The organism is Actinoplanes derwentensis (assembly GCF_900104725.1).
In the GTDB taxonomy this organism is placed as follows: domain Bacteria; phylum Actinomycetota; class Actinomycetes; order Mycobacteriales; family Micromonosporaceae; genus Actinoplanes; species Actinoplanes derwentensis.
Genome location: NZ_LT629758.1, coordinates 1,690,418 through 1,712,300, shown reverse-complemented (window position 1 = coordinate 1,712,300; position 21,883 = coordinate 1,690,418). Strand labels below are relative to the sequence as shown.

Annotated in this window: 20 protein-coding genes; 17 read left to right on the top strand and 3 right to left on the bottom strand. The window is 70.2% G+C overall.

The window, feature by feature from the left end; genetic code table 11:
• Positions 1-79: 79 nt before the first annotated feature.
• The 15 genes from BLU81_RS07740 to BLU81_RS07670 all read left to right on the top strand — a co-directional run bounded on the left by BLU81_RS07740 (position 80) and on the right by BLU81_RS07670 (position 15,405).
• Positions 80-1,474 carry a polysaccharide biosynthesis tyrosine autokinase gene (locus BLU81_RS07740; RefSeq protein ID WP_092542931.1) on the top strand — a complete coding sequence of 465 codons (1,395 nt, stop codon included), beginning with the start codon at positions 80-82 and terminating at the stop codon, positions 1,472-1,474.
• The gene (locus BLU81_RS07735) at positions 1,471-2,211 is read left to right on the top strand and encodes a TylF/MycF/NovP-related O-methyltransferase (protein ID WP_197686146.1); all 741 of its coding nucleotides are present in this window, start codon (positions 1,471-1,473) and stop codon (positions 2,209-2,211) included. The genes BLU81_RS07740 and BLU81_RS07735 overlap by 4 nt, the downstream gene beginning before the upstream one ends.
• Positions 2,208-3,014, top strand: a complete 807-nt coding sequence (locus BLU81_RS07730) for a transketolase (protein WP_092542927.1) — start codon at positions 2,208-2,210, stop codon at positions 3,012-3,014. Before BLU81_RS07735 ends, BLU81_RS07730 begins: the two co-directional genes overlap by 4 nt.
• A complete protein-coding gene (locus tag BLU81_RS07725) occupies positions 3,011-3,958 on the top strand; it encodes a transketolase family protein (protein WP_092542925.1) in 948 nt (315 codons plus the stop codon). The genes BLU81_RS07730 and BLU81_RS07725 overlap by 4 nt, the downstream gene beginning before the upstream one ends.
• Entirely contained in the window at positions 3,933-5,045 is a 1,113-nt protein-coding gene (locus BLU81_RS07720) for a DegT/DnrJ/EryC1/StrS family aminotransferase (RefSeq protein ID WP_092542923.1), read from the top strand. The genes BLU81_RS07725 and BLU81_RS07720 overlap by 26 nt, the downstream gene beginning before the upstream one ends.
• A gap of 10 nt (positions 5,046-5,055) precedes the next feature.
• On the top strand, positions 5,056-6,063 hold the full coding sequence (locus BLU81_RS07715; protein WP_092542921.1) for a glycosyltransferase family 2 protein: 1,008 nt from the start codon (positions 5,056-5,058) through the stop codon (positions 6,061-6,063).
• The gene (locus tag BLU81_RS07710) at positions 6,060-7,106 is read left to right on the top strand and encodes a DegT/DnrJ/EryC1/StrS family aminotransferase (RefSeq protein WP_092542919.1); all 1,047 of its coding nucleotides are present in this window, start codon (positions 6,060-6,062) and stop codon (positions 7,104-7,106) included. Before BLU81_RS07715 ends, BLU81_RS07710 begins: the two co-directional genes overlap by 4 nt.
• Complete coding sequence (locus tag BLU81_RS07705) at positions 7,099-8,427, top strand: GNAT family N-acetyltransferase (protein ID WP_231954291.1); 1,329 nt, start codon at positions 7,099-7,101, stop codon at positions 8,425-8,427. The genes BLU81_RS07710 and BLU81_RS07705 overlap by 8 nt, the downstream gene beginning before the upstream one ends.
• On the top strand, positions 8,414-9,673 hold the full coding sequence (locus tag BLU81_RS07700) for a lipopolysaccharide biosynthesis protein (RefSeq protein WP_092542917.1): 1,260 nt from the start codon (positions 8,414-8,416) through the stop codon (positions 9,671-9,673). The genes BLU81_RS07705 and BLU81_RS07700 overlap by 14 nt, the downstream gene beginning before the upstream one ends.
• Positions 9,670-10,860: an O-antigen ligase family protein gene (locus BLU81_RS07695; RefSeq protein ID WP_092542915.1), complete on the top strand. Its 1,191-nt coding sequence runs from the start codon at positions 9,670-9,672 to the stop codon at positions 10,858-10,860. Before BLU81_RS07700 ends, BLU81_RS07695 begins: the two co-directional genes overlap by 4 nt.
• Before the next feature lie 29 nt (positions 10,861-10,889).
• Complete coding sequence (locus BLU81_RS07690; RefSeq protein ID WP_092542913.1) at positions 10,890-11,546, top strand: GntR family transcriptional regulator; 657 nt, start codon at positions 10,890-10,892, stop codon at positions 11,544-11,546.
• A gap of 106 nt (positions 11,547-11,652) precedes the next feature.
• Positions 11,653-12,345 (top strand): 4-carboxy-4-hydroxy-2-oxoadipate aldolase/oxaloacetate decarboxylase, encoded by a 693-nt coding sequence (locus BLU81_RS07685; protein WP_092542911.1) that lies wholly within the window; start codon positions 11,653-11,655, stop codon positions 12,343-12,345.
• Positions 12,342-13,403: a 4-oxalomesaconate tautomerase gene (locus BLU81_RS07680; protein WP_231954289.1), complete on the top strand. Its 1,062-nt coding sequence runs from the start codon at positions 12,342-12,344 to the stop codon at positions 13,401-13,403. The genes BLU81_RS07685 and BLU81_RS07680 overlap by 4 nt, the downstream gene beginning before the upstream one ends.
• Entirely contained in the window at positions 13,400-14,404 is a 1,005-nt protein-coding gene (locus BLU81_RS07675; RefSeq protein WP_092542909.1) for a VOC family protein, read from the top strand. Before BLU81_RS07680 ends, BLU81_RS07675 begins: the two co-directional genes overlap by 4 nt.
• Positions 14,401-15,405 (top strand): amidohydrolase family protein, encoded by a 1,005-nt coding sequence (locus tag BLU81_RS07670; RefSeq protein ID WP_092542907.1) that lies wholly within the window; start codon positions 14,401-14,403, stop codon positions 15,403-15,405. The genes BLU81_RS07675 and BLU81_RS07670 overlap by 4 nt, the downstream gene beginning before the upstream one ends.
• 249 nt (positions 15,406-15,654) lie before the next feature.
• Here BLU81_RS07670 and BLU81_RS07665 read toward each other — a convergent pair whose 3' ends face one another.
• Together BLU81_RS07665 and BLU81_RS07660 are read right to left on the bottom strand one after the other, a co-directional pair.
• Positions 15,655-16,656 (bottom strand): LacI family DNA-binding transcriptional regulator, encoded by a 1,002-nt coding sequence (locus BLU81_RS07665; RefSeq protein WP_092542905.1) that lies wholly within the window; start codon positions 16,654-16,656, stop codon positions 15,655-15,657.
• A 98-nt stretch (positions 16,657-16,754) separates the two neighbouring features.
• Complete coding sequence (locus BLU81_RS07660; protein ID WP_157751379.1) at positions 16,755-17,492, bottom strand: enhanced serine sensitivity protein SseB C-terminal domain-containing protein; 738 nt, start codon at positions 17,490-17,492, stop codon at positions 16,755-16,757.
• A gap of 344 nt (positions 17,493-17,836) precedes the next feature.
• Here BLU81_RS07660 and BLU81_RS07655 point away from each other — a divergent pair, with 344 nt between their 5' ends.
• Positions 17,837-18,709, top strand: coding sequence for a sulfotransferase domain-containing protein (locus tag BLU81_RS07655; RefSeq protein ID WP_092542901.1), 873 nt, complete (start codon positions 17,837-17,839; stop codon positions 18,707-18,709).
• Positions 18,710-19,460: 751 nt separating this feature from the next.
• Entirely contained in the window at positions 19,461-20,279 is an 819-nt protein-coding gene (locus BLU81_RS07650) for a transglutaminase domain-containing protein (protein ID WP_092542899.1), read from the top strand.
• 1 nt (position 20,280) lies between these two features.
• Here the strand turns inward: BLU81_RS07650 and BLU81_RS07645 are convergent, their stop codons facing one another.
• Positions 20,281-21,855 (bottom strand): MFS transporter, encoded by a 1,575-nt coding sequence (locus tag BLU81_RS07645; protein WP_092542897.1) that lies wholly within the window; start codon positions 21,853-21,855, stop codon positions 20,281-20,283.
• Positions 21,856-21,883: the final 28 nt, after the last annotated feature.

Sequence of the window (21,883 nt, the reverse complement as noted above, 5' to 3'; positions counted from 1 at the left end):
GGTTATCAGCGCCGATCCCCCCAAAGAGTGATTTTTATATACTCACCAGGCATGTCCGATATCACCCTAGGGTCTTCGCATGGGCCTACGCGACTACCTCCGTGTGGCCAAGAGACATTGGTGGCTGCTGGTGGGGTCGGTCGTCGTCGCGCTGGGCGTGGCACTGGTGGTGAACGTCCGGACCACGCCGGTGCACGCCGCCCGGGTCACGTTCTTCTTCACCGCGCCGATGGCCGAGGCCGCCGAGCTCTACCCGGGCAGCATGTTCTCCTCCGGGCGGCTCGCCACCTACGCCGAGCTGCTGACCAGTGAGGAGATCGAGGTCCCGCTGGCCGCCGTGCCGGGGGTGAACCTGAGCCCCGACCTGATCGGCGACCGGATCTCCGCCGAGACCATCGCCGACACCGTCCTGATGGAGGTCACCGTGGAGGACACCTCGCCGGACCGGGGCATGCTGCTGGCCCAGAAGCTCGCGGTGCTGTTCAAGGCCACGGTGGAGAACCTGGAGACACAGCCCGGCGGTGAACCGGTGATCCGGGTCGAGGTGGTCGACGGGCCCCGGATGATGCCCGACCCGGTGGCGCCGCGCCCGGTCGACAACTACGCCCTGGCGCTGATGGCCGGGCTGATCGTCGGCGCCGGTTCGGCGGTGGTCCGGGAGATCTCCGACCACACCGTGCGGTCCGCGGACTCGCTGCGGGAGCTGGCGGCCGTGCCGGTGCTGGCCCGGGTGCCCGAGGACGCCCGCGCGCCCTCGGTGTCCGGGCCGTTCGTGTCGCCGGGCACGTCGGCGCGCACCGAGGCGTTGCGCCAGGTCCGCACGCTGCTGCAGTCGGCAGCCGCCGGGAGTTCGCTGAAGACCCTTGCGGTGACCAGTGCGGTGCCGCGGGAAGGGCGGTCGGCGATCGTGTGCAGTCTGGCGCTGTTGTTCGCCGAGACCGGTCAGCGGGTGCTGGTGGTGGACGCCGAACTGCGCCGTCCCCGGCTGGGCCGGTTCCTCGGACTGGACGGCCAGACCGGGCTGAGCAATGTGCTGAACGGGTCGGCCAACCTTGATCAGGCCATACAACCGTGGGGTGTGGGTCTGTGGCTCCTGGCCGGTGGGACGCCGCCGCCCAACCCCAGTGAGCTGCTGAGTTCGCCCCGGATGACCGAGGTGGTCGACGAGGTGCGCCGCCGTTTCGACGTGGTGATCTTTGACTGCCCGCCGCTGCTACCGGTCACCGACGGTGAGGTGGTGGCGGCTCGTGCCGACGGCACGCTGCTCGTGGTCCGGTCCCGCAGGACCACCAACAACCAGGTCACCGCGGCGGTACGGGCGCTGCACGCGGTCAACGCGTCCCTGCTGGGTTGTGTGCTGAACATGGTGCCGCGCCGGGATCCGGACGCCACGCCCGGTTTCGACGAGTACACCCGTCCGCAGCCCTCCGAGAAGCGCTGGTGGGGCCGGATGTCTCTGGAGGTGGCGGCGTGACCAGTCCGGGTGCTCTGCAGACCGACGCGGAACGGCGGGTGCCGGCGGCGATCGCCAAAGTCTTCGCGGGCAGTGTCGACGACCTGCCGACACGCCTCGCCAACCTGGCCCGGTACGCCCGGCGCGCCCAGGTGACCCGGTTCGCGGCCCTGTACGAGTTGTTCAAACTGGCCCTGCCGGTGAAGGGTTCGATCGTCGAGTGCGGCGTGTTCCGGGGCAGTAGCTTCATGACGTTCGCGCAGCTCAGTGCCGCACTGGAGCCGACCAACCTGACGCGGCGGCTCTACGGTTTCGACTCGTTCGGCGGGTTCCCCGAGGTGGGTGAGCGGGATCGGCCGGAGACGACCGGGGCACGGGCCGGGGATCTGGCCTCGAACAGTTACGACGAGTTGTCGAAGCTGCTGGAGATCTACGACAGCGACCGTTTCCTCGGCCACCTGCCGAAGGCCCGGCTGATCCGCGGTGACGTCACCGAGACCATCCCGTCGTTCGTGGCCGACAACCCGCACTTGGTGATCAGCCTGCTGTTCCTGGACCTGGACCTGTACGAGCCGACGGTGGCGGCGCTGCGGCACCTGCTGCCCCGGATGCCGAAGGGCGCGGTCCTGGCCTTCGACGAGCTGGACAATCCGCTGTGGCCGGGCGAGACGACAGCGGTGCTGGACGAGGTGGGGATCAATTCGCTGGAGTTGCGTCGGTTCGATTTCGACCCCTACATCGGATATTGCATATTATGAGCGCCCGATTGGCCAACGCCGTGCGCCGGCACGTGCTGACCATGACCAGCGTCGGCCGCAGCTCACACATCGGCTCGGCGTTGTCCTGCGCCGACATCCTCGCCGTGCTCTACGCCGACGTACTGCGCGTCGACCCGGCGAACCCGGACTGGCCGGACCGGGACCGGTTCATCATGAGCAAGGGCCACGCCGGGGCCGCCCTGTACGCGGTACTGGCCGAACGTGGCTTCTTCGACCCGGCGGTGCTGCACCGGCACTACCAGAACGGCTCCTACCTGTCCGGGCACGTCAGTCACGTCGGCATGCCCGGCGTCGACCTGTCCACCGGTTCGCTCGGGCACGGCCTGCCGGTCGGTGCCGGGCTGGCGTGGCGGGCCCGGCAGATGGGCCGGGAATGGCGCACCTACGTACTGCTCGGCGACGGTGAGTGCGACGAGGGCAGCGTGTGGGAGGCGGCCATGTTCGCCGGGCATCACGAGCTGGGCCTGCTGGTCGCGGTGGTGGACTGCAACGGCCTGCAGTCGATGGGTACCACCGAGGACACGCTGCGGTTGGAGCCGTTCGCGGCCAAGTGGGAGTCGTTCGGCTGGGACGTCGCCGAGATCGACGGCCACGACCACGACGCGCTGGCCGCCACCATGCGGGTGCCGCGGGAGGCGGGCCGGGCCCGGCCACGGTGCGTACTGGCTCGTACGGTCAAGGGCAAGGGTGTCTCGTTCATGGAGAACCAGGTGCTCTGGCACTATCGGCCGCCGTCGGCCGACGAACTGGAACGGGCGCTGGCCGAGGTGGGGACCGGATGAGGGACCGGTTCTTCGCAGGGCTGCTGGCGGCCGCCCTGATCGACCCGGATCTGGTGCTGATCACCGCGGATCTCGGGTTCGGGGCGGTCGACGAGTTCGCCGCGGTCCGGCCAGGGCAGTTCCTGAACGCCGGGGTGGCCGAGCAGAACATGGCCGGGCTGGCCGCCGGGATCGCCCTCGCGGGCGGGCGGGTGTTCACCTACTCGATCGCGAACTTCCCGACGCTGCGGTGCCTGGAGCAGATCCGCAACGACATCTGCTATCACCACGCGGACGTGACGGTGGTCGCGGTCGGCGGCGGGATGGCGTACGGCGCGCTGGGAATGTCGCATCATGCCACCGAGGATCTGGCGATCATGCGGGCGCTGCCGGGCATGGCGGTGGCCGCGCCCGGTGACCCGGCCGAGGTGGGGGCGGTGCTCACCGATCTGCTCGCCGGCGGCGGCCCGGCCTATCTGCGGCTGGGCAAGACCGGCGAGCGTACGGTGCACGCCCACCCGGTCGACGCCCCCCGTGGCGCCTCGATCCCGCTGTCACACGGCGGCGAGGTGCTGCTGTGCTCCACCGGCGCCATCCTCGGCAACGTCTGCCAGGCCGCCGAGCTGCTGGAAAGCGACGGCATCCGGGCCGACGTGCGCAGTTTCCCGTGGCTGGACCCGCTCGACACTCTTCCGATCCGGGAGGCAGCCGACGCCTACTCGGTGATCGTCACGGTCGAGGAGCACTCCATCGTCGGCGGGCTGGGCAGCGCGATCGCCGAGGTGCTGGCCGAAACGGCGACCGGCACCCCGCTGGTCCGGATCGCGCTGCCGGCCCAGTCGATGTCGGTCGTCGGTGACCAGGACTACCTGCGTGGCGCGTACGAACTGGACCCGGAATCGATCCGGCGCCGGGTCCGTAACCATCTGGAGGCCCACCGTGGACTGGCGAGTCAAATTCGTTGACTACCCCGAGCAGTGGCGGCGGCAGCGCAGTGAGCTGCTGCCCGTCATCGAGGACACCCTCGCGGCCGGTGACCTCATGCTGCGCCACCAACTGTCGGACTTCGAGAAGAACCTCGCGGAGTTCACCACCTCACGCCGGGCGGTCGGGGTTAGCAACTGCACCGACGGGCTGCGGCTGCTCGCGCACGCCCTGGACATCGGCCCCGGCGACGAGGTGGTGACGGTGGCACACACGTTCATCGCCACCGTCTCGCCGTTCGTGCTGCGTGGCGCCACCCCGGTCTTCGCCGACATCGGCCCGGACCATCTGATGGACACCGCCGACCTGGCCGCGAAGATCACCGAACGAACCAGAGTGATCATCGCGGTGCATCTGAACGGGCGGACCGTGGACATGCCCATGGTCATGCATCTCGCCGGCGAGGTCGGGGCCACCGTGCTGGAGGACGCCGCGCAGGCGCTCGGCGCCACCCTGGACGGGCAGACCGCCGGTACGTTCGGGCTGGCCAGCACCTATTCGTTCTATCCGGCGAAGCTGCTCGGCGCGTTCGGGGACGGCGGTGCGGTCCTCACCGACGACGAACCGCTCGCCGACCGGCTGCTGCGGCTGCGCGACCACGGCCGGGTCGCCAAGGCCGAGATCGACGGCTGGGGTTACAACTGCCGCCTGGACAACCTGCACGCCGCCGTCCTGGACTGGCGGCTGGCCCGGCTGCCGCAGTGGATCGAACGCCGCCGGGAACTGGCCCGGCGCTACGACGAGCAGTTGAGCGACCTACCCGATCTGGAGTTGCCGGTCGGCCCGAACGCCGACGGCCGCCGCTACGACGTGTTCCAGAACTATCCGGTCACCACCGACGCCCGGGACCGCCTCGCCGAACATCTGCGCGCCGACGGCATCGAGACGCTGATCTCCTGGCCGATCCCGATGCACCAGCAGAAAGGCCTCGGCTTGGAACACTGGAGTCTGCCGCACACCGAACAGTTGTGCCGCCGGGTGCTGTCGCTGCCCCTGCATCCGGAGCTGGCGGACGAGCAGATCGACATCGTGGCCGGCAGCATCCGCCGGTTCTTCGGCGCGAGCTGAGGGGCCGGACATGGAGATGCCCTTCCTCAGCGTGGTGATCCCGTGCTGGAACGAGGCCCGGTTCATCGCCGGATTCCTCGACTCGGTGCTCGGCAACACGTACCCGGCGGACCGGATGGAGATCCTGCTCGCCGACGGCTACAGCAACGACGGGACCCGTGAGGTGGTCCGCCGCTACGCGACCCGGGACCATCGGGTGCACCTGGTCGACAATCCGGGCCACAGCAAGCCGGCCGGGCTCAACCGGGCCATCCGCCGGGCCCGCGGCGACGTGATCATCCGCCTCGACGTGCACGCCGAGTACCCGGCGGACTATCTGGAACGCTGCGTGCGCGGGCTGATGGACAATCCCGGTGCGGACAACGTCGGCGGGATCCGGCTGTCCCGGGCCCGTGACGAGACGCTGCTGGGCCGGGCCATCGCCGCGTCCACCACCAGCGTCTTCGGGGCCGGGAACTCCCGGTACCGGACCGGCGCGAGCGAACCGCAGTGGGTCGACACGGTGTTCGGTGGCTGCTACCGGCGGGCGGTGTTCGACCGGATCGGGCTGTTCGACGAGAAGCTGACCCGCGCGCAGGACCGGGAGTTCAACCAGCGGCTGCGGGCGGCCGGTGGCCAGATCCTGCTGCTGCCGGACATCACCTGCACGTACTACGCGCGCAGCGATCTGCGGGAGTTCTGCGCGTGGACGTTCGAAGCCGGTTACTGGCCGTTCCAGGCGAGCCGTCTGGTCGGACGCTGGATCGGATCGTGGCGCAACGTGGTACCGGCCGGTTTCGTCCTGACCGTGGCCGCCGGGGCCGCGCTGTCGCCGGTCAGCCGGACCGCCCGCCGCGTCACCGGCGGAATCCTGGCCACCTACGGCTCGGCCGCGCTGACGTTCGCCGTCCGGTCGGCCCGCCGGCAGAAGGATCCGGCCCTGGCCACGGTGCTTCCGGCGGTGTTCCTGGCCACGCACGTGATCTACGGGATCGGCTCGATCCGGGCCGTTCTGGACCGACGGGGAGGCGTCCGATGAGCACGGTTCTGCATTACCATCGGGGCCGGGTCGCCCTGCACGCGATCCTGGAGGGGCTGCGGGTGCGGCCCGGTGACGAGGTGATCCTCCAGGCCTACACCTGCGCGGCCGTGGTGGAGCCGCTGCTGCGTCTCGGGGTGCGGCCGGTCTACGCCGACATCGACCGGGACTCGTTCGGCCCCGACCCGGACAGGATCGCCGAGGCGGTCACGTCCCGCACCCGGGCGGTGATCGTGCAGCACACCTTCGGGATCCCGGTGCCGGTCGAGGAGATCGACGTGGACGTGCCGATCATCGAGGACTGCGCGCACGTCACACCGGGACTGATCGACACGTCGCGCAGTGCCGCCGCCTTCTACTCGTTCGAATGGGGCAAGCCGGTGGTCGCCGGGCTCGGCGGCACCGCGGTCGTCCACGATCCGGAACTCGCGGCCGCGATGCGGGACGGCTACGCCCGCTACACGGCACCGCCGGGGCTGCGGGAGCTGATGACGAACGCCGAGTACCTGGCCTTCCGGGCGGCGGACCGGGCCGGGATGGTGTGGCGGCTGCGGGCGCTGTACCGGCGGCTGGCCGGAATGGGCCTGGTCGTCGGCTCGTACCCGCCGGATCCGCGGGTCAGCCCGGAGTACGGCTGGCGGATGAGCACCGGCACCCGCCGCCGCCTGGCCGCCCGGATCGCGGCCGGGCACACCGAACTGAAACGGCGCCGGGAGCTGGCCGACGCGTACGAGATCGAAATGCACCGGATCGTCCCCGGGATGCCGCTGCGTTTCCCGGCGGTCGTCGCCGACAAGGACGAGGCACTGCGGACCGCGGGCGCCGCCGGCCTGGAGATCGGGAGCTGGTTCGCCACCCCGGTCCACCCGCTGTCCGGCCCCGACCTGGCCCTCGCCGGTTACACGCCCGGTTCCTGCCCGAACGCCGAGTGGGCCGCCGAGCACGTGGTCACCTTGCCGGTGCGCGCCGCGACCCGGCGGGACAGCATCGGCCGGGCCGCCGACCTGCTCGCCGACCTGCGGCCGGTGGGTGCTCATGTCTGAGGAGCAGTTCCGGATCGTGTCCGGACCGTTCAGTCACGCCCAGATCAGCGCGGTCGCCCGGATGCACGTCGACGAGGTGCCGAACGGTTTCCTGTCGTCACTCGGCGAACCGGTGCTGCGGATGCTGTACCGGCATCTGGCCGGCAGCCCGCACGCGGTGCTGTTCCTGGCCGAATCGGTGCCGTCCGGCGAGCCCCTCGGCTACATCGCCGGTTCGGTGGACACCTCGGCGTTGTTCCGCGAGTTCGTGCGGCAGGCCTGGCCGGTCGCGGTGCCGCTGGTGCTGCCCCGGCTGCTGCGCCCGGCCCGAGTGTTCCGGCTGTTGGAGACGTTCGCCTACCCGTCGTCGGCGGACCCCGGCCTGCCGGCGGCGGAGATCGTCAACTTCGTGGTGGTGCCGTCGCTGCGCGGGCGGGGTGTGGCGGCCCGGCTGTTCGAGCACCTGATGGACTGGTTCGCCGGGCAGAACGTCGATTCCGTGAAAGTCGTCGCCGGCGAACGCCAGGTCCGGGCGATCGGCTTCTACGAGAAGTCCGGTGCCGTCCTGGCCGGCCGCACCGAGGTCCACCGCGGCACCGCCTCCCGGATCTACGTCCACCGGCTGTCGTCCTCGGCCCCGCCACCGAGGACCCCGGCCCGGGAGAAGAAGGCCACCGGCCGTTACGAGATCGCCAAACGGGCTCTGGACATCACGGTCTCGGCGGGTGTGCTGTTCGCCGCGACCCCGATCGCCGTCGCGGTGGCGTGGCGGATCCGCCGCGAGGACGGCGGCCCGATCCTGTACCACGGCACCCGGATCGGCCGGTACGGCAAACCGTTCGCCATGCTCAAGTTCCGCAGCATGGTCGTCGACGCGTCACTGCTCGGCGGCCCGTCCACCGCCGACGACGACCCGCGCCTGACCAGCACCGGAGCATTCGTGCGGAAGTGGAAACTGGACGAGCTGCCGCAGATGGTCAACGTGCTCACCGGCGACATGAGCCTGGTCGGGCCACGCCCCCAGGTCGCCTCGGACGTGAGCCGGTACACCGAGGACGAGATGCGGCTGCTGGACGTGCGGCCCGGCGTCACCGACTGGGCGTCCATCGTCTTCCACGACGAGGGCACGATCCTGGCCGGGCACGAGGACGTCGACCGGGCGTACGACCAGTTGATCCGCCCTGGCAAGATCGCACTGGGCCTGGCCTACGTGGAGCATCGCGGATTCGGCACCGACCTGCGGATCCTGGTGCTGACCGCGCTCACGCTGCTGGGTTACCGGCGGACCGGCGAGATGCTCCAGCGGGCGGTACCGCTCGATCTGGCGCATGTTCGGCGCTGACCGGCGGCGTGTGCTCCGGTCGCTGGCCCACGACTACGTCGCCACGACCCTGGTGCAGTGGTTCGTCCTCGGGGCCGGGTTGTTCCTGTTCCACCTGGTGGCGGCCGTCGGCGGGGTCGGCGGTTTCGCCTATTACCAGATCGCCCGCGGTGTGGTCAGCACCTTTCAGCCCCTGTTCACCGTCGGGATGAGCCAGGGTCTGCAACGCTACCTGCCGCGCACCCACACCGGCACCGAACGCCTGGCCCGCGGCGCGTTCGCCGTCCAGGCCGCGGTCGCGACCGTCTTCGTGCTGGCCGGGCTCGCCCTCGCGCCGTGGGCCGACCGGTTCCTCGGCCTGCCCGGCGGCGCCTCGTCGGTCGCCGCCACCTTGGTGCTGCTCACCGGCACCTGCCTGTGCACGGTGACGATCGCGGCGCTGCGCGGCACCCACCAGATCGTGCACGCCAACGTCGTCGCCGGTGCTGGGCTCGGGCTGGTGCCGCTCGCCGCCATCCAGATCACCGGCGGCATCGAGAGTTTCCTGATCCTGCAAGGGGCGGGCGCGGCGGTGGTCGCGGTGGCCGGCATGGTCACGGTCCGCCGCCGCCCGGCCCCACACCCCGGCAAACCCGAGCCGGACCTCAAAACCCTGCTGGGGTACGGGGTCAAGCGCCTGCCCGCGGACATGGCCCTGCCTGCTCTGTTCACCTACCCGACGCTCGTGGTCGCGGCGGCCCTGCCCGGCGGCGGCGAGGCGGGTTACGTCGGTTTCGTCACCTCCGCCACCACCCTGATCTGCTCGCTGTTCGGCACCCTGTCGCCAGTGCTGCTACCCCGGCTGAGCCGGATGTTCCACCGGTCCGGTCAGGACGGCCACACGCTGCGGACCCTCACCTCGCTACCGGTGCTGGCCGGAGCCCTGGCCGCGATCGCCGCCGTCACGATCGCACTGGCCGCCCCGTACCTGATCCGCGGTTTCCTCGGCCCCGAGTTCGATGCCGCCGTCGGTGTCCTGCACGTCGGCATCTTCGCCGCCGTCCCGCTGGCCATGTTCTACGCCGCCCGGCCCGTGCTGGACGCCCTGCCCGAACCACCACGCCTGAACCGGCTGCTGCTCGGCTGCCTCGGCCTGCAGGTGGTACTCACGCACGCCGCGATGCTCGTGCTGGCCCCGCCGTACGCCGCACTGGTCGCGATGGCCGCCGCCGCGACACTGCTCGGCATCTGGTCGGTGGCCCTGGTCGAACGTGCCCTGGCCGAATGAACCGGCCCGGCCTGGTGGTGATCCTGGCGTTCGTCGCCGCCCTGGCCGGCCGTTTCACCCTGACCCGGATCGGCCTCGACGTGCCGATCCTCAACGACGTCCGGGTGCCGCTCTACCTGGTCCTGCTGCTCTGTCTGATGCTGGAGTCGCACCGGCTGGGCCCGCGATCCGCCGCCGGCACCTACTGCGTCCTGCCGATCCTGGGCCTGTTCGGTTACCAGCTGCTCTCGGTCACGTGGGCGCCGTCGCACGCGGTCACCGGCCCGATGTCCGGTGACATCGCCGCCACCGCGTTCCTGGTCGGTGTCTACGCCGCGATGGCCCGGTGGGACCGCGACCACGTCACCCATGTCACCCTGTGCTGTTTCCACGCCGCCGCCTGGGTCTACCTCCTGGCGGCCAGCACGGGACGCGGGCATGCGCCGGGTGGGCGGTGGGCGGCGCTGGGCGGCGGCCCCAACGTGTTCGTACGAGTGATGATCCTCGGTGTCATCACCAGCATCTACCTGTACCTGCGTTCCGGCGACCGGCTGCGCTGGCTGGTGCCGATCCCCGGGTTCCTGTTCGGTGCCATCGCCTCCGGATCGCGCGGCGGCATGGTCGCACTGGCCGTCACCATCGGGGTGGCGCTGCTGGCCGTCCGCCCCCGCCCGCGCTGGAACCGGCTGGCTCGCCCGGCCGGCCTGCTGCTGGTGCTGTCGGTGTTCCTGGCCGTGACGGCCGGCCCGACGATCGCCGATTTCGTCCAGTCCCGTTTCGTCGAGGCAACCGTCGGCCAGGGTTACACCTCCGACCGGGACGTGCTGTTCGCGTGGGCGCTGCGCCTGTTCTGGCAGCACCCACTGATCGGCACCGGCCTCAACGGCTTCCACGCCATCGCCGACCTGGGCGAAGGCGAACGTTACGTCCACAACCTGCCGCTGTCGGTGGCGGCCGAAGGCGGTTTCGTCGGTTTGACCCTTCTGGGCCTGGCCTGGTTCATGCTGTGGCACGCCTACATCCGGGCCCCGCGCACCGAACGTGGCCTGGCGGCCCGAACGGCGGCGTACGGCGGCATCTTCATCGGCGCCACCTGCCTGTTCTCCGGCGACTACTTCGACGCCCGCCTGATGTGGATCCTGCTGGTCCTGGCCGCTGTCCGCTCCCGCCCGGTCGGCATCTCCGGTGGCCGACCGCTTCCGGCATGATTGCGGGTTCAACCACCTCGGGAGCACCCATGCCTGACGACGAACGCCGCCCCGCGAACGCCGCCCTGGTCCGCGACACTCTGCGCGAGGCCATCCTGTCCGGCGAATACCTGCCCGGTGAACGACTCGTCGAGGCCCAGCTCTGCCAGCGGCTGGCGACCGGCCGTTTCGGCGTGCGCGCCGCCCTCCAGGACCTAGCCGCCGAAGGCCTGATCGAGGTTCACCGCAACCGCGGCGCCCAGGTCCGCAAAGTCTCGATGGCCGAGGCGGTGGAGATCACCGAGGTCCGCCTGGTCGTCGAAGGCCTGATCGCGGGCCGGGCCGCCGAGCGGGTGACCGACGCCCAGGTCGTCGAACTCGACGAGATCGGCACTCTGATGCGCCACGCCGTCGAAGCCGGTGAGCACCGCCGTTACAGCGACCTCAACCAGCGCCTGCACGCCCTGATCCGGGTGATCGCCGGCCACGGCACCGCCGACCGCATCGTCGAGACACTCCGCGGCCAACTGGTCCGCCATCAGTACATGCTGTCGATGGTCCCCGGCCGGCCGCAGACGTCACTCCCCCAGCACGAACGCATCATCGCCGCCATCCGCGACCGGGATCCCCGGACCGCCGAGACCGCGATGCGCGACCACATCGCCAGCGTGATCGAAACGCTCAAGGGCCTGGCCTACATCGCCTGACCCACAAATTGTCAACAATCCGGAAGACAATCTTGCTCACGATATTGATCGGGACGGTATACCGCTGACAGAGTGGTCGGCACCCCTTTCGGATCGGAGCTGACCGATGGCATCGCACTACGTCGTACGCCACGTCGACCGTGCCGCGCCGGACACCGTGGCCGTCCTGCGGGACGCCGGTGTCGCCACCGTCCACGAGGCCGCCGGCCGTACCGGGCTGCTCGGTCCGGCCATTCAGGCCCGTCAGAGCGGGACGGTGATCGCCGGTTCGGCGATCACCGTGTCCTGCCCGCCCGGCGACAACCTGATGATCCACGCGGCGGTCGAGGTGTGCCGGGCCGGTGACGTCCTGGTCGTCACCACCACGTCGCCGTCGACCGACGGTATGTTCGGCGATCTGCTGGCGACCTCGCTGCGCGCCCGGGGCGTGCTCGGCCTGGTCATCGACGCCGGAGTGCGCGACATCGCCACCCTGCGCAAGATGGGCTTCCCGGTCTGGTCCCGGGCCGTCCACGCCCAGGGCACGGTGAAGGCCAGCCCCGGCTCGGTGAACGTCCCGGTGGTCGCCGACGGCCAGATCATCCGGCCCGGTGACATCGTCGTCGCCGACGACGACGGTGTGCTGGCGGTGCCCGCCACCAGCGGGGCGGAGGTCGCCGCCGCCGCCGCGACCCGACTCGCCGCCGAGACGGGCAAACGCGCCAAGCTGGCCGCGGGCACGCTCGGCGTCGACCTGTACCAACTTCGCCCGCTGCTGGCGGCGCTCGGCGTTCAGTACGTCGACCGGCTCCCCTCGTGAACACCGACGGCATCCCCTGCATGCAGATGCGCGGCGGCAGCTCGAAGGGCGCGTACTTCCTCGCCGCGGACCTGCCCGCGAACCCGCACGAGCGCGACGACCTGCTGCTGCGCATCATGGGCTCACCGGACGAGCGGCAGATCGACGGCATCGGCGGCGGCCATCCGCTGACCAGCAAGATCGCCGTGATCAGCCGGTCAGCCGACGCACAGGCCGACGTGGACTATCTGTTCCTGCAGGTCATGCCGGACCGGGCGGTGGTCACCGACGCCCAGACCTGCGGCAACCTGCTGGCCGGGGTGGGCCCGTTCGCTGTCGAACGCGGCTTGGTCTCCCCCGGCGGCGACCTCACGACGGTGCGTATCCGCATCCTGAATCCGGCGGTGCGTTTCGCCGAGGCGCGGGTGCAGACGCCCGGCGGCCGGGTGCGTTACGACGGCGACACCGTCATGGCCGGCACCCCGTTCCCGGCCGCCCCCATCGGTCTCCGGTTCCCGGGCGACGCCGGGAGCGTCTTCCCGACCGGGCGGCTGGTCGACCGGTTCGGCGACATCGAAGTCACCTGCGTGCACGCCGGTATGCCGGTCGTGGTGGTCCGCGCGGCGGATCTCGGCCTGGACGGTGCCGAGTCGCCGGAGGAGCTGGAGGAGAACACCGGCCTGCGCGCCACCGTCGAGGCGGTGCGCTGTGCGGCCGGTCCCGCGATGGGGCTCGGCGACGTCCGCGACACCACCGTCCCGAAGATCAGCATCGTGTCGCCGCCCCGCCACGGCGGCACGGTGACCACCCGCACCTTCATCCCGCACCGGGTGCACGCCGCGATCGGTGTGCTGGGAGCGGTGTCCGTCGCCGCCGCCGTCCGGACCGCCGGAACCGTCGCGCACACAACGGGCGGCTCGCTGGTGCGCACCGAACACCCCACCGGCACCTTCGACGTGGACGTCACGCTCGACGGCACCGGCTCGGGCACCCGGTTGCACGCCAGCTCGGTGGTCCGTACCGCCCGCAAACTGTCCGACGGCCTCGTGTGGCCGCGCAAGGGAGGGCAATCCGTATGACCATCGCACCCGAGCCCCGTCTGACCCACGATCCCGATCGGCGCCGGGAGATCGCCCACATCGGCCCGGTCGAGCTGTACACCCCGGTGCTGGAGCAGTCCCGCGACTTCTTCGTGCAGGTGATGGGCTTGCGCGAAGTCCACCGCGACGAGCAGTCGAGCTATCTGCACACCTGGGACGACTACCAGTCCTGGACGTTGCGGCTGGTGCACCGCGAGCAGGCCGGCATCGGGCGTACCTATCTGCGGGCCGCGAGCCCGCAGGCACGGGACCGTCTGATCGCGACGATCGAGGCGACCGGACTCGGCCGGGGCCGGGTCGACGACGTGCGCGGTCTCGGCGAGGTCTACCTGTTCACCGATCCGGACGGCCACGAGATGGGCCTGTACTGGGACGTCGAGTGGTACCAGGCCGATGACCAGGATCGGCCGGCGCTGAAGAACCAGGCCGCCGCCTATCCGGGGCGTGGTGCGAACCTGCGCCGCCTCGACCACGTCAACTACCTGACCGCGGACGTGCCGGGGACCGCCGGATTCCTGCGGGACGTCCTCGGCGCCCGCTGCACCGAGCAGATCGTCAAGGACGACCACGTCACCCCGGCGGCGATCTGGTACTCCCTCGGCAACAAGTCCTACGACCTGGTCTACACCGAGGACTGGACCGGCACCCGCGGCCGGTTGCACCACGTCGCGTTCGCCACCGACACCCGTGAGGAGATCCTGCGGGCCGCCGACGTCTGCCTCGAAGCCGGCGTGCACATCGAGACCGGACCACACAAACATGCCATTCAACAGACCTTCTTCTTGTACGTGTGGGAGCCGGGCGGCAACCGCATCGAGATCTGCAACGCCGGTGCCCGCCTGATCCTCGCCCCCGACTGGAAGACCGTCAGCTGGATCAAGGAGGAACGCGCGAAGGGCCAGGCCTGGGGCTTGAAGACGATCGACACGTTCCATACACACGGCACCCCGGTCCTGCCGGTCCGGGAGGGCTCCGCATGATCATCGACTGTCACGGTCACTACACGACGGCCCCCGGCTCGCACACCGCCTGGCGGGAAGCGCAGCAGGCGGCGTTCCGGGACGGGCGGGCGGCTCCGGCGTACCCGTGGATCTCCGACGACGAGATCCGGGAGTCGGTCGAGGGCAGTCAGCTGCGCCTCATGCGGGAACGCGGGATCGACCTGACCGTCTTCTCGCCCCGCGCCTCCGCCATGGGACACCACTTCGGTGACGAACAGGTCAGCGCCGCCTGGACCCGGGCCTGCAACGACCTCGTCGCCCGGGTCGTTCGGCTCTACCCGCGGAGTTTCGCCGGAGTCTGCCAGCTTCCGCAGACGGCCGGCGTGCCGATCGCGAACTCGGTCGGCGAGCTGCGCCGCTGCGTCGAGGAGCTGGGTTTCGTCGGCTGCAACCTCAACCCCGACCCGAGCGGCGGCGACTGGACCTCCGCGCCGCTGACCGACCCGAGCTGGTACCCGTTCTATCAGGCCATGGTCGAGCTGGACGTGCCCGCGATGGTGCACGTCTCCGCCGTGACCAACCCGAACTTCCACGCCACCGGCTCGCACTACCTGAACGCCGACACCACGGCCTTCATGCAGTTCCTGCAGTCCGACCTGTTCACCGAGTTCCCCGGACTGCGTTTCGTGATCCCGCACGGCGGCGGAGCGGTGCCGTTCCATTGGGGCCGGTTCCGCGGGCTGGCCGACATGCTGGGCCGGCCACCGCTGACCGAGTCGGTGCTGGGCAACGTCTTCTTCGACACGTGCGTCTATCACCAGCCCGGCATCGACCTGCTGTTCGAGGTGATCGGCGTGGACAACATCCTGTTCGGTTCCGAGATGGTCGGAGCGGTCCGCGGCGTCGACCCGCAGACCGGCGAATACTTCGACCACACCCGCCGGTACGTCGACCACCTCCAGCTCTCCCCCGCCGACCAGCAGAAGGTCTACGAGGGCAACGCCCGCCGCGTCTATCCGCGCCTCGCCACCATCGTCTAGATCGACAGCGCCCGGTCGCCGGCACCCCGGCGGCCCAGCTCGGGCCGGGTGAGCGCGGCCGGCACGTATGCGACGGCGCGCATCGGGCCGTTGAACTTGGTGGCCAGGACCACGTCGTCACGGCGACCGTGCAGGGCTTTGCCGACGATCCGTTCGGTCGCACCGTCACCGCCGTAGACGTCGGCGGTGACGACAGCACCGAGCTTCGCAGCGGTAGGTGCCGGAATGTGTCACCTACCGCACGCGGATCTAGCGCAGTGGGGCTGTGGACTCGCGGGTGATCAGGCGGACCGGGAAGGTCTCCACGCCGGAGGCCGGGTGGCCCTCCATCGCGGCGGACAGGCGCTGGGCGGCGATCCGGCCGAGCTGTTCCAGGTTGAGGTCGATGGTGGTCAGCGGCGGGCGGGAGTTAGCGGCCAGCACACTCCAGTTGTCGAAACCGATCACCGCGACCTGCGACGGCACGTCGATGCGCTCCTCGTGCAGCACGTCGAGGACACCGCGGGCGATCTCGTCGGAGCCGGCGAAGATCGCGTCCACGCCCGGATCGCGGTCGAGCAGCATGCGGGTGGCGCCGCGGCCCCACGCCTCGGACCACATGCCGAACCACACCTCGCCGCCGGACAGTTCCAGGTTCTCCTCGGCGAGCCGCTCCAGGGCGCCGCGGGCCCGGTCCTGGGCGGCGCCGTAGCCGGGGTCACCGGTGATGTGCGCGATCCGGCGGCGGCCACAGCGGATCAGATGGTCCACCGCGGTCCGGCCGCCGCCCACGTTGTCGGTGACCAGGGAGATGTCGCCGGGGTTGTCGGACGGCGCGTACGCGTACACCACCGGGATCGGCAGTTCCCCCAGTGAGGGGCGGCTGTCCGGACGGGCGCCGACCACTATCAACCCGTCGACCCGGCGGGACAGCAGCGCCCGCAGGTGGTGTTTCTCCCGGATCGTGTCGCCACGCGCGTCACAGAGGAACACCGATGTCTGATCGGAGCCGAACGCGTCCTCGGCACCCATCAGGATCGGGATGGAGAAGCGGCCTTCCAGGTCGGACGTGAGCAGCCCGACCGTACCGCTGCGCTGGGTTATCAGGCCCTGGGCGAGGGTGTTCGGGGAGAAGGAGAGCTGCTCGGCGGCACGGACGACGCGGTCCCGGGTCTCCGCCCGCACCTGCGGCTGGCCGTTGAGCGCCTTGGAAGCGGTCGCAACCGAGACGCCGGCCAGCTTGGCGACGTCTCGAAGGGTGGCTCGTGACAAGGATTTTTCCTTCTCATTACGTTCTCGAAAAGGTTTTCGGCAACTCGGATGAGAGGTCAGCCTAGTTCAACCGGCACGGGCTCCGAAACACCGCCGAGTCACCATCGACGATAGAAGGGCTCCGTTTCCTGGATCATCCAGTCGACGACGACGCCGCCCGGCTCGTCGAGGAACAGACCGTCCACGGTGTAGGCCAGCAGGATCGTCCGGGACGCCCGCCGCACCGCGTCTCGCGAGTCCGCGAGCCAGGTGCCGATACCGCGGTCCGGCCGGATCCCGACGACGAGGGTGCCCGGCTCGTCGTCACCGGCGCTGAGCACGATCCGGGCTTCCAGTACGGCCGGGGTCCGGTGGAACTCGGCGATCAGCGCGTTCAGCAGTTCCCGCGGCGGGGGATGCGGATGCCTGAGGCGCACACGCCGTTCCCGGCCCGGCCGTGGCCCCCGCTCCTGGCCCGGCTGTGGCCCTCGAAGCTGGTCGACGGCCGCCGCCGGCAGCGGCATCCCGACCCGGCACCCCGGATTGACGGCGAATCCAGACCCTTGCGCGGTACGCGATGACAGTTGCCGCCCATTGAGCCGAACCCGCCGAAGCTCCGCCACACCAGCGACCGCGAGCTGTTCGACGGAGGTGTAGACGGCGATGTAGGGCGCCCCGTCGATCAGGATGCCGGGTAGCCCACCCCCGCTGCCGTCCGGCCGTTCCGGCAGCGGAACCCAGACCGGATGATCGGCGACGGCCATCAGCAGAGCTTCCGGCGGCACCATCCCCCGCCAGACATCGAACAGAACAGCCTCCAGAACGTTGCCAGGAAACGGCACCAGACCCCCACTCACCGAGCTTCTGTCTGTCGTACCAGTCCCCGCCCCACCCGGTTCAACGGCGGCCGTTGATATTTGCGAGATAGTCCAGCAACAGGTCCATCACACTCGTTAACTGTGAATCCTTTAAGCTTCCGAGCAGGCATCACCCACCCCACAGCCGAGAGTTTTCGCAGGTGGAGACGAATAACGACATGGCCGCTCTCAGCTTCACCCAAGCCTTTTCACAGCTTGCGTTCACCGAAGAAGACGAGACACTCTCGTGACAGTCTCGATGTTCTTGTAAAGTGCACTAACGCACGACGGCGTGCGCGCTGTCGGCGCGCCGTTCCGCCTGGCAAGGAATCGGGACTTTGACGATGTTGAATCGCGCGATCATGTTCGCCAAGCAGCACTCCCCCGATTCCGTGCGGGTTGTCGCACGCCGCGCGCAGCTCGAGGCGCACAACTTCCGGCTCCGGGTCAGCGTTCCGGTGGCGGACCGTTGCGAGTTCACGAACGTCTATCACTGTGCGGTTCGCAAGACGGCCAGCCAGTGGGTGAAGTCGGTGTTCAGCGACCCGGTGGTGTACCGGCACTCCGGCCTGGCCACCTACGATCCGCGCTACTACGGCTGGAAGGATCCGCGGGTTGTCCCGCCGAACCGGATCGGCCTGTCGCTGTATTTCTCGCACAAACGGTTCAGCAAGATGCCGAAGCCGGACTCCCATCGGGCTTTCTTCATCTACCGGGATCCGCGCGACCTGGTCGTCTCCAGCTATTTCTCGACCCGTGACTCGCACACCCCGATGGGCGACGTGCTCGAAGTCCGCGCAATCCTACGGGAGAAGTCGAAGAAGGAGGGAATGCTCCATCTGATCGACCACCTGGCCAAGAAGGGCATGTTCTCCGCGGTCCGCTCCTGGGTCGACGCGCCACCGTCGGAAAACGTCCGGCTGGTGCGCTACGAGGACCTGACCGGCGACGACCAGCTCGCCGAGATGGACGCGCTGATGCGCCACTGCGGAATCGCCGTCCCGCGCCCGGAGCTGGCCGGGCTGCTCGACAAGTACAGCTTCAGCCGGATGAACGACCGCAAGAAGGCCGGCGGCGTCTCGCACTACCGCAAGGGTTGTCCCGGCGACTGGCGCAACCACTTCGACGACGACCTGACCCAGGCCTTCGCGAACGCGACCGGCAACCTGATGGACAAGCTCGGTTACGACCGGGAATCACGCCCGATCAGCAACTGACGCAGTTCCGCCAGGTGCGCACCGAGCAGCCGATCCGGACTCACCGTCCACGGCCCGCCCAGTTCGGGCCGTTTGCGCACCACGTGAAGCGCGTAGGCGGCCAGTTGATCCCGCGCGTTCTGATCCTCGGTGACGTCCTCGCCGACCTCCCGGCGCGCGTGTCACCTCCGCGAGGGCCCGGTCTGCCTGCCGTTGCCACTCGGGGAACCGTGCCGGGGTAGATCGGAAGCAGATCGTTGTCGGACATCGGCCATGGTTCGCCGCGCCCGACGCTGCCCGCGACGAGGAACCCGGACACCCCGGGCGCGCGGCCCAGGTAGGCGATCGCCTCTTCGACACGTTCGTCCAGGAGAACCCACCATCGACCGAAAGGGCGCATGTGCACCGGCCTTTCCACGATCATCCGGTACGGGTATCCCAACGGTTCCGTGCCGGTCCCGCAAGGTTCGCGCCACTGAGGGCCGCAAACGCCGGGTTGTGAACGGCAGGTAAACCGTCCACTGACTTGCAGTGACCAAACGGCGCCGCTGGGTTAGCGTCGGGCCTAGGATCGGAGCGGGAAGATTCCGAGGTACCCCGAGGAGGCTGCCATGGCGAAGAAATCCAAGAAGTCCAAGAAGGACAAAAAGTCCAAGAAGGACAAGAAGAAGTAGTCGAATCGGGCCGCCGGCCAGACCGGCGGCCCGATTCCGCCCATCGGGTGCCACCCGATCGGACAGAGAATGTCGGACCCGGCGCCTACGATGCGGGAATGACGGGGATCGATTACGCAGCAGCCGGTCCGCTGACCGACCTCAGCACGGTGAGCCGGGCCGCTCTCGACGGCCTGCCGGACGATCCGGTCGCCCTCTGCGCGCTGGCACCGCGGCTGGTCATCCAGCCCACCGACGCGGGCCAGCTCGACCTGTCACCGGGCCGTTTCTCGGAGAACCAGCTCCGCCCGGCCGCCAGCCTGATCCGTGCCCTGCTCACCCTGGATCCGGCGCCCCTCGCCGCCGGCCGGGCACCGGACCAGCGGGTGGTCGGCACCTGCCGGCATTTCGCCGTCCTGACCTGTGCCCTGCTGCGCCGTCGCGGCATCGCGGCCCGAGCCCGGTGCGGGTTCGCCACCTACTTCCAGCCGGGTTTCGGCCTCGACCACTGGGTCGTCGAGTTCCGGCAGAGTGCCGGGCCGTGGACGCGGGCCGACCCGGAGGCGATGGGCCTGCCGGTGCTGGCGGCACCGGAGGCGCTGGCACCCGGCCAGTTCCTGACCGGCGGTGAGGCGTGGTCGCAGTTCCGGGCGGGCCGTCTGGACGCGAGCCGTTTCGGGGTGCACGGCACGGAGAACTTCGGTCCCGCCGAGATCCGCGGCAACGCGATCCGCGACCTGGCCGCGCTGAACCGGGTCGAGACCCTCCCCTGGGACGAGTGGGGCCGCATGGACGCGTCGTACCAGGGCCGCACCGGCGCCGACTACGACCACCTGATCGACACGATCGCCGACACCTGCGCCGCCGACGACCCGGCTTCGCTGGCGGCTCTCTACAAGTCCGAGGATCTGGAGGTCCCCTCCGCCCTGACCACGTGAATCAGCCCCGGACGTCGGCCCCCAGCAGGTGGGCGATCACCGGCGGGCCGGACGCCAGGGCTCGCACACGTTGCTCGGCGGTCTCGTCGCTGCCGGTCAGGCGGCCCTCGTGCTGGCGCAGGTGTTCCTCCCAGGTGGGGACGAGGTAGGCCTCCACGAACACCTCCGGGTCGGCGGTGTCCCGGAACACCCCCCAGCGGGTGGCTCCGGTGCGCAGCCGGGATTCGCGCAGTTCCAGCATCGCCCTGGTGAAGGCGCCGGCGTCGGCGGGCGCCACCCGGTAGGTCGCCTGCACCAGCACCGGGCCCTGATCCAGGTGCGGTTCGGTCAGCAGGTGTGGTTCGGGCCAGAACACGGCCGGGTCGGTGTCGCGGTCCTCGTGCGGGCGGACCGGCCAGACCCGTACCAGCGCAAGGCCGGTGACCATCAGCGATGCCGCGGCGAGGAACGTGGCGCGCAGGCCGAAGGCCGAGGCGACCTGACCCCAGACGAGCGCTCCGGCGGCCTGACTTCCGGCGAAGACCACCTGGTAGATGGCGAGAGCGCGGGCGCGGACCCAGTTCGGCAGGACGAGTTGCATGGCCGCGTTCATTCGGGAGACCAGCATCATCCAGGCCAGCCCGGCGAAGGCGAGCACGGCGATGACCGCCGCCACGTGCGGGACCATCGCGATCACCAGCAGCGCGGCCGCGTAGACGACGCCGGTGACGAGGATCAGCCGGTCGGGACTGAGTAGCGTGCGGAGCCGGGGCATGAGCAGGGCACCGCCGACCGCACCGGCGCCGAGGGCCGTGAGCAGGATGCCGTAGCCACTCGCGCCCATGCCGAGTTCCCGGCGGGCGACCAGGGGCAGCAGGCTCCAGATCACGCTGCCGGGCAGCACGAACAGGAGCACCCGGCCGAGGATGCGGCGCACGTCAGCGGAATACCGTACGAAATGGGTGCCGTCGTGCAACGCCGGGCCGAACCGCTCCGGGCGACCGGCCGCGGGTTGCGCCGGGCGCCGCCAGCGGGCCAGGGCCAGCGCGAACACCGCGAAGGACAGGGCGTTGAGCGCGAAGACCGCGGCCGGCCCGAACTGGGCGACGATCAGGCCGCCGACCGCGGGCCCGGCGGCGCGGGCCAGGTTGGTGTTGACCGCGCCGAGCGCCGACGCGCCGGCCAACTGCTCCCGCGGCACGATCTCCGGGATGATCGCCTGCCAGGACGGCAGGGTGAGCGCCTGGCCCGCGCCGAGCAGAAAGGTGAAGAGCAGGAGCAGCGGAGGTTCGACGAGGCCGAGGAAGGCGAGCGCGGCCAGGCTCGCGGCCACGGTCGACAGCCCGAGTTGTACGGTCAGCAGCATCCGCCGCCGATCCAGCGCGTCGGCGAGCGTCCCGGCGGGCAGCGCCAGGAGCAGCACCGGCAGGGTCGTGGCCGCCTGCACGAGGCTGACCCAGGTGGCCGCGTCGGCTTCGTGGACGACGAGCCACTGCGCGCCGACGGTCTGCATCCAGGTGCCGGCGTTGCCCGCGAGAACGGCCAGCCACAGCGCACGGAAGACGGGTTGCCGTAGCGGCGCCCAGGTGTTCGTCACGCCGGAGAATCTATGCGCTGTGCCCCCG

Excerpts from the sequence above, each read along its gene's own strand:
- BLU81_RS07740 (WP_092542931.1), top strand. The coding sequence starts at position 80 with ATGGGCCTACGCGACTACCTCCGTGTGGCCAAGAGACATTGGTGGCTG.
- BLU81_RS07730 (WP_092542927.1), top strand. The coding sequence starts at position 2,208 with ATGAGCGCCCGATTGGCCAACGCCGTGCGCCGGCACGTGCTGACCATG.
- BLU81_RS07725 (WP_092542925.1), top strand. The coding sequence starts at position 3,011 with ATGAGGGACCGGTTCTTCGCAGGGCTGCTGGCGGCCGCCCTGATCGAC.
- BLU81_RS07715 (WP_092542921.1), top strand. The coding sequence starts at position 5,056 with ATGGAGATGCCCTTCCTCAGCGTGGTGATCCCGTGCTGGAACGAGGCC.
- BLU81_RS07710 (WP_092542919.1), top strand. The coding sequence starts at position 6,060 with ATGAGCACGGTTCTGCATTACCATCGGGGCCGGGTCGCCCTGCACGCG.
- BLU81_RS07705 (WP_231954291.1), top strand. The coding sequence starts at position 7,099 with ATGTCTGAGGAGCAGTTCCGGATCGTGTCCGGACCGTTCAGTCACGCC.
- BLU81_RS07700 (WP_092542917.1), top strand. The coding sequence starts at position 8,414 with ATGTTCGGCGCTGACCGGCGGCGTGTGCTCCGGTCGCTGGCCCACGAC.
- BLU81_RS07695 (WP_092542915.1), top strand. The coding sequence starts at position 9,670 with ATGAACCGGCCCGGCCTGGTGGTGATCCTGGCGTTCGTCGCCGCCCTG.
- BLU81_RS07690 (WP_092542913.1), top strand. The coding sequence starts at position 10,890 with ATGCCTGACGACGAACGCCGCCCCGCGAACGCCGCCCTGGTCCGCGAC.
- BLU81_RS07685 (WP_092542911.1), top strand. The coding sequence starts at position 11,653 with ATGGCATCGCACTACGTCGTACGCCACGTCGACCGTGCCGCGCCGGAC.
- BLU81_RS07675 (WP_092542909.1), top strand. The coding sequence starts at position 13,400 with ATGACCATCGCACCCGAGCCCCGTCTGACCCACGATCCCGATCGGCGC.
- BLU81_RS07670 (WP_092542907.1), top strand. The coding sequence starts at position 14,401 with ATGATCATCGACTGTCACGGTCACTACACGACGGCCCCCGGCTCGCAC.
- BLU81_RS07655 (WP_092542901.1), top strand. The coding sequence starts at position 17,837 with ATGTTGAATCGCGCGATCATGTTCGCCAAGCAGCACTCCCCCGATTCC.
- BLU81_RS07650 (WP_092542899.1), top strand. The coding sequence starts at position 19,461 with ATGACGGGGATCGATTACGCAGCAGCCGGTCCGCTGACCGACCTCAGC.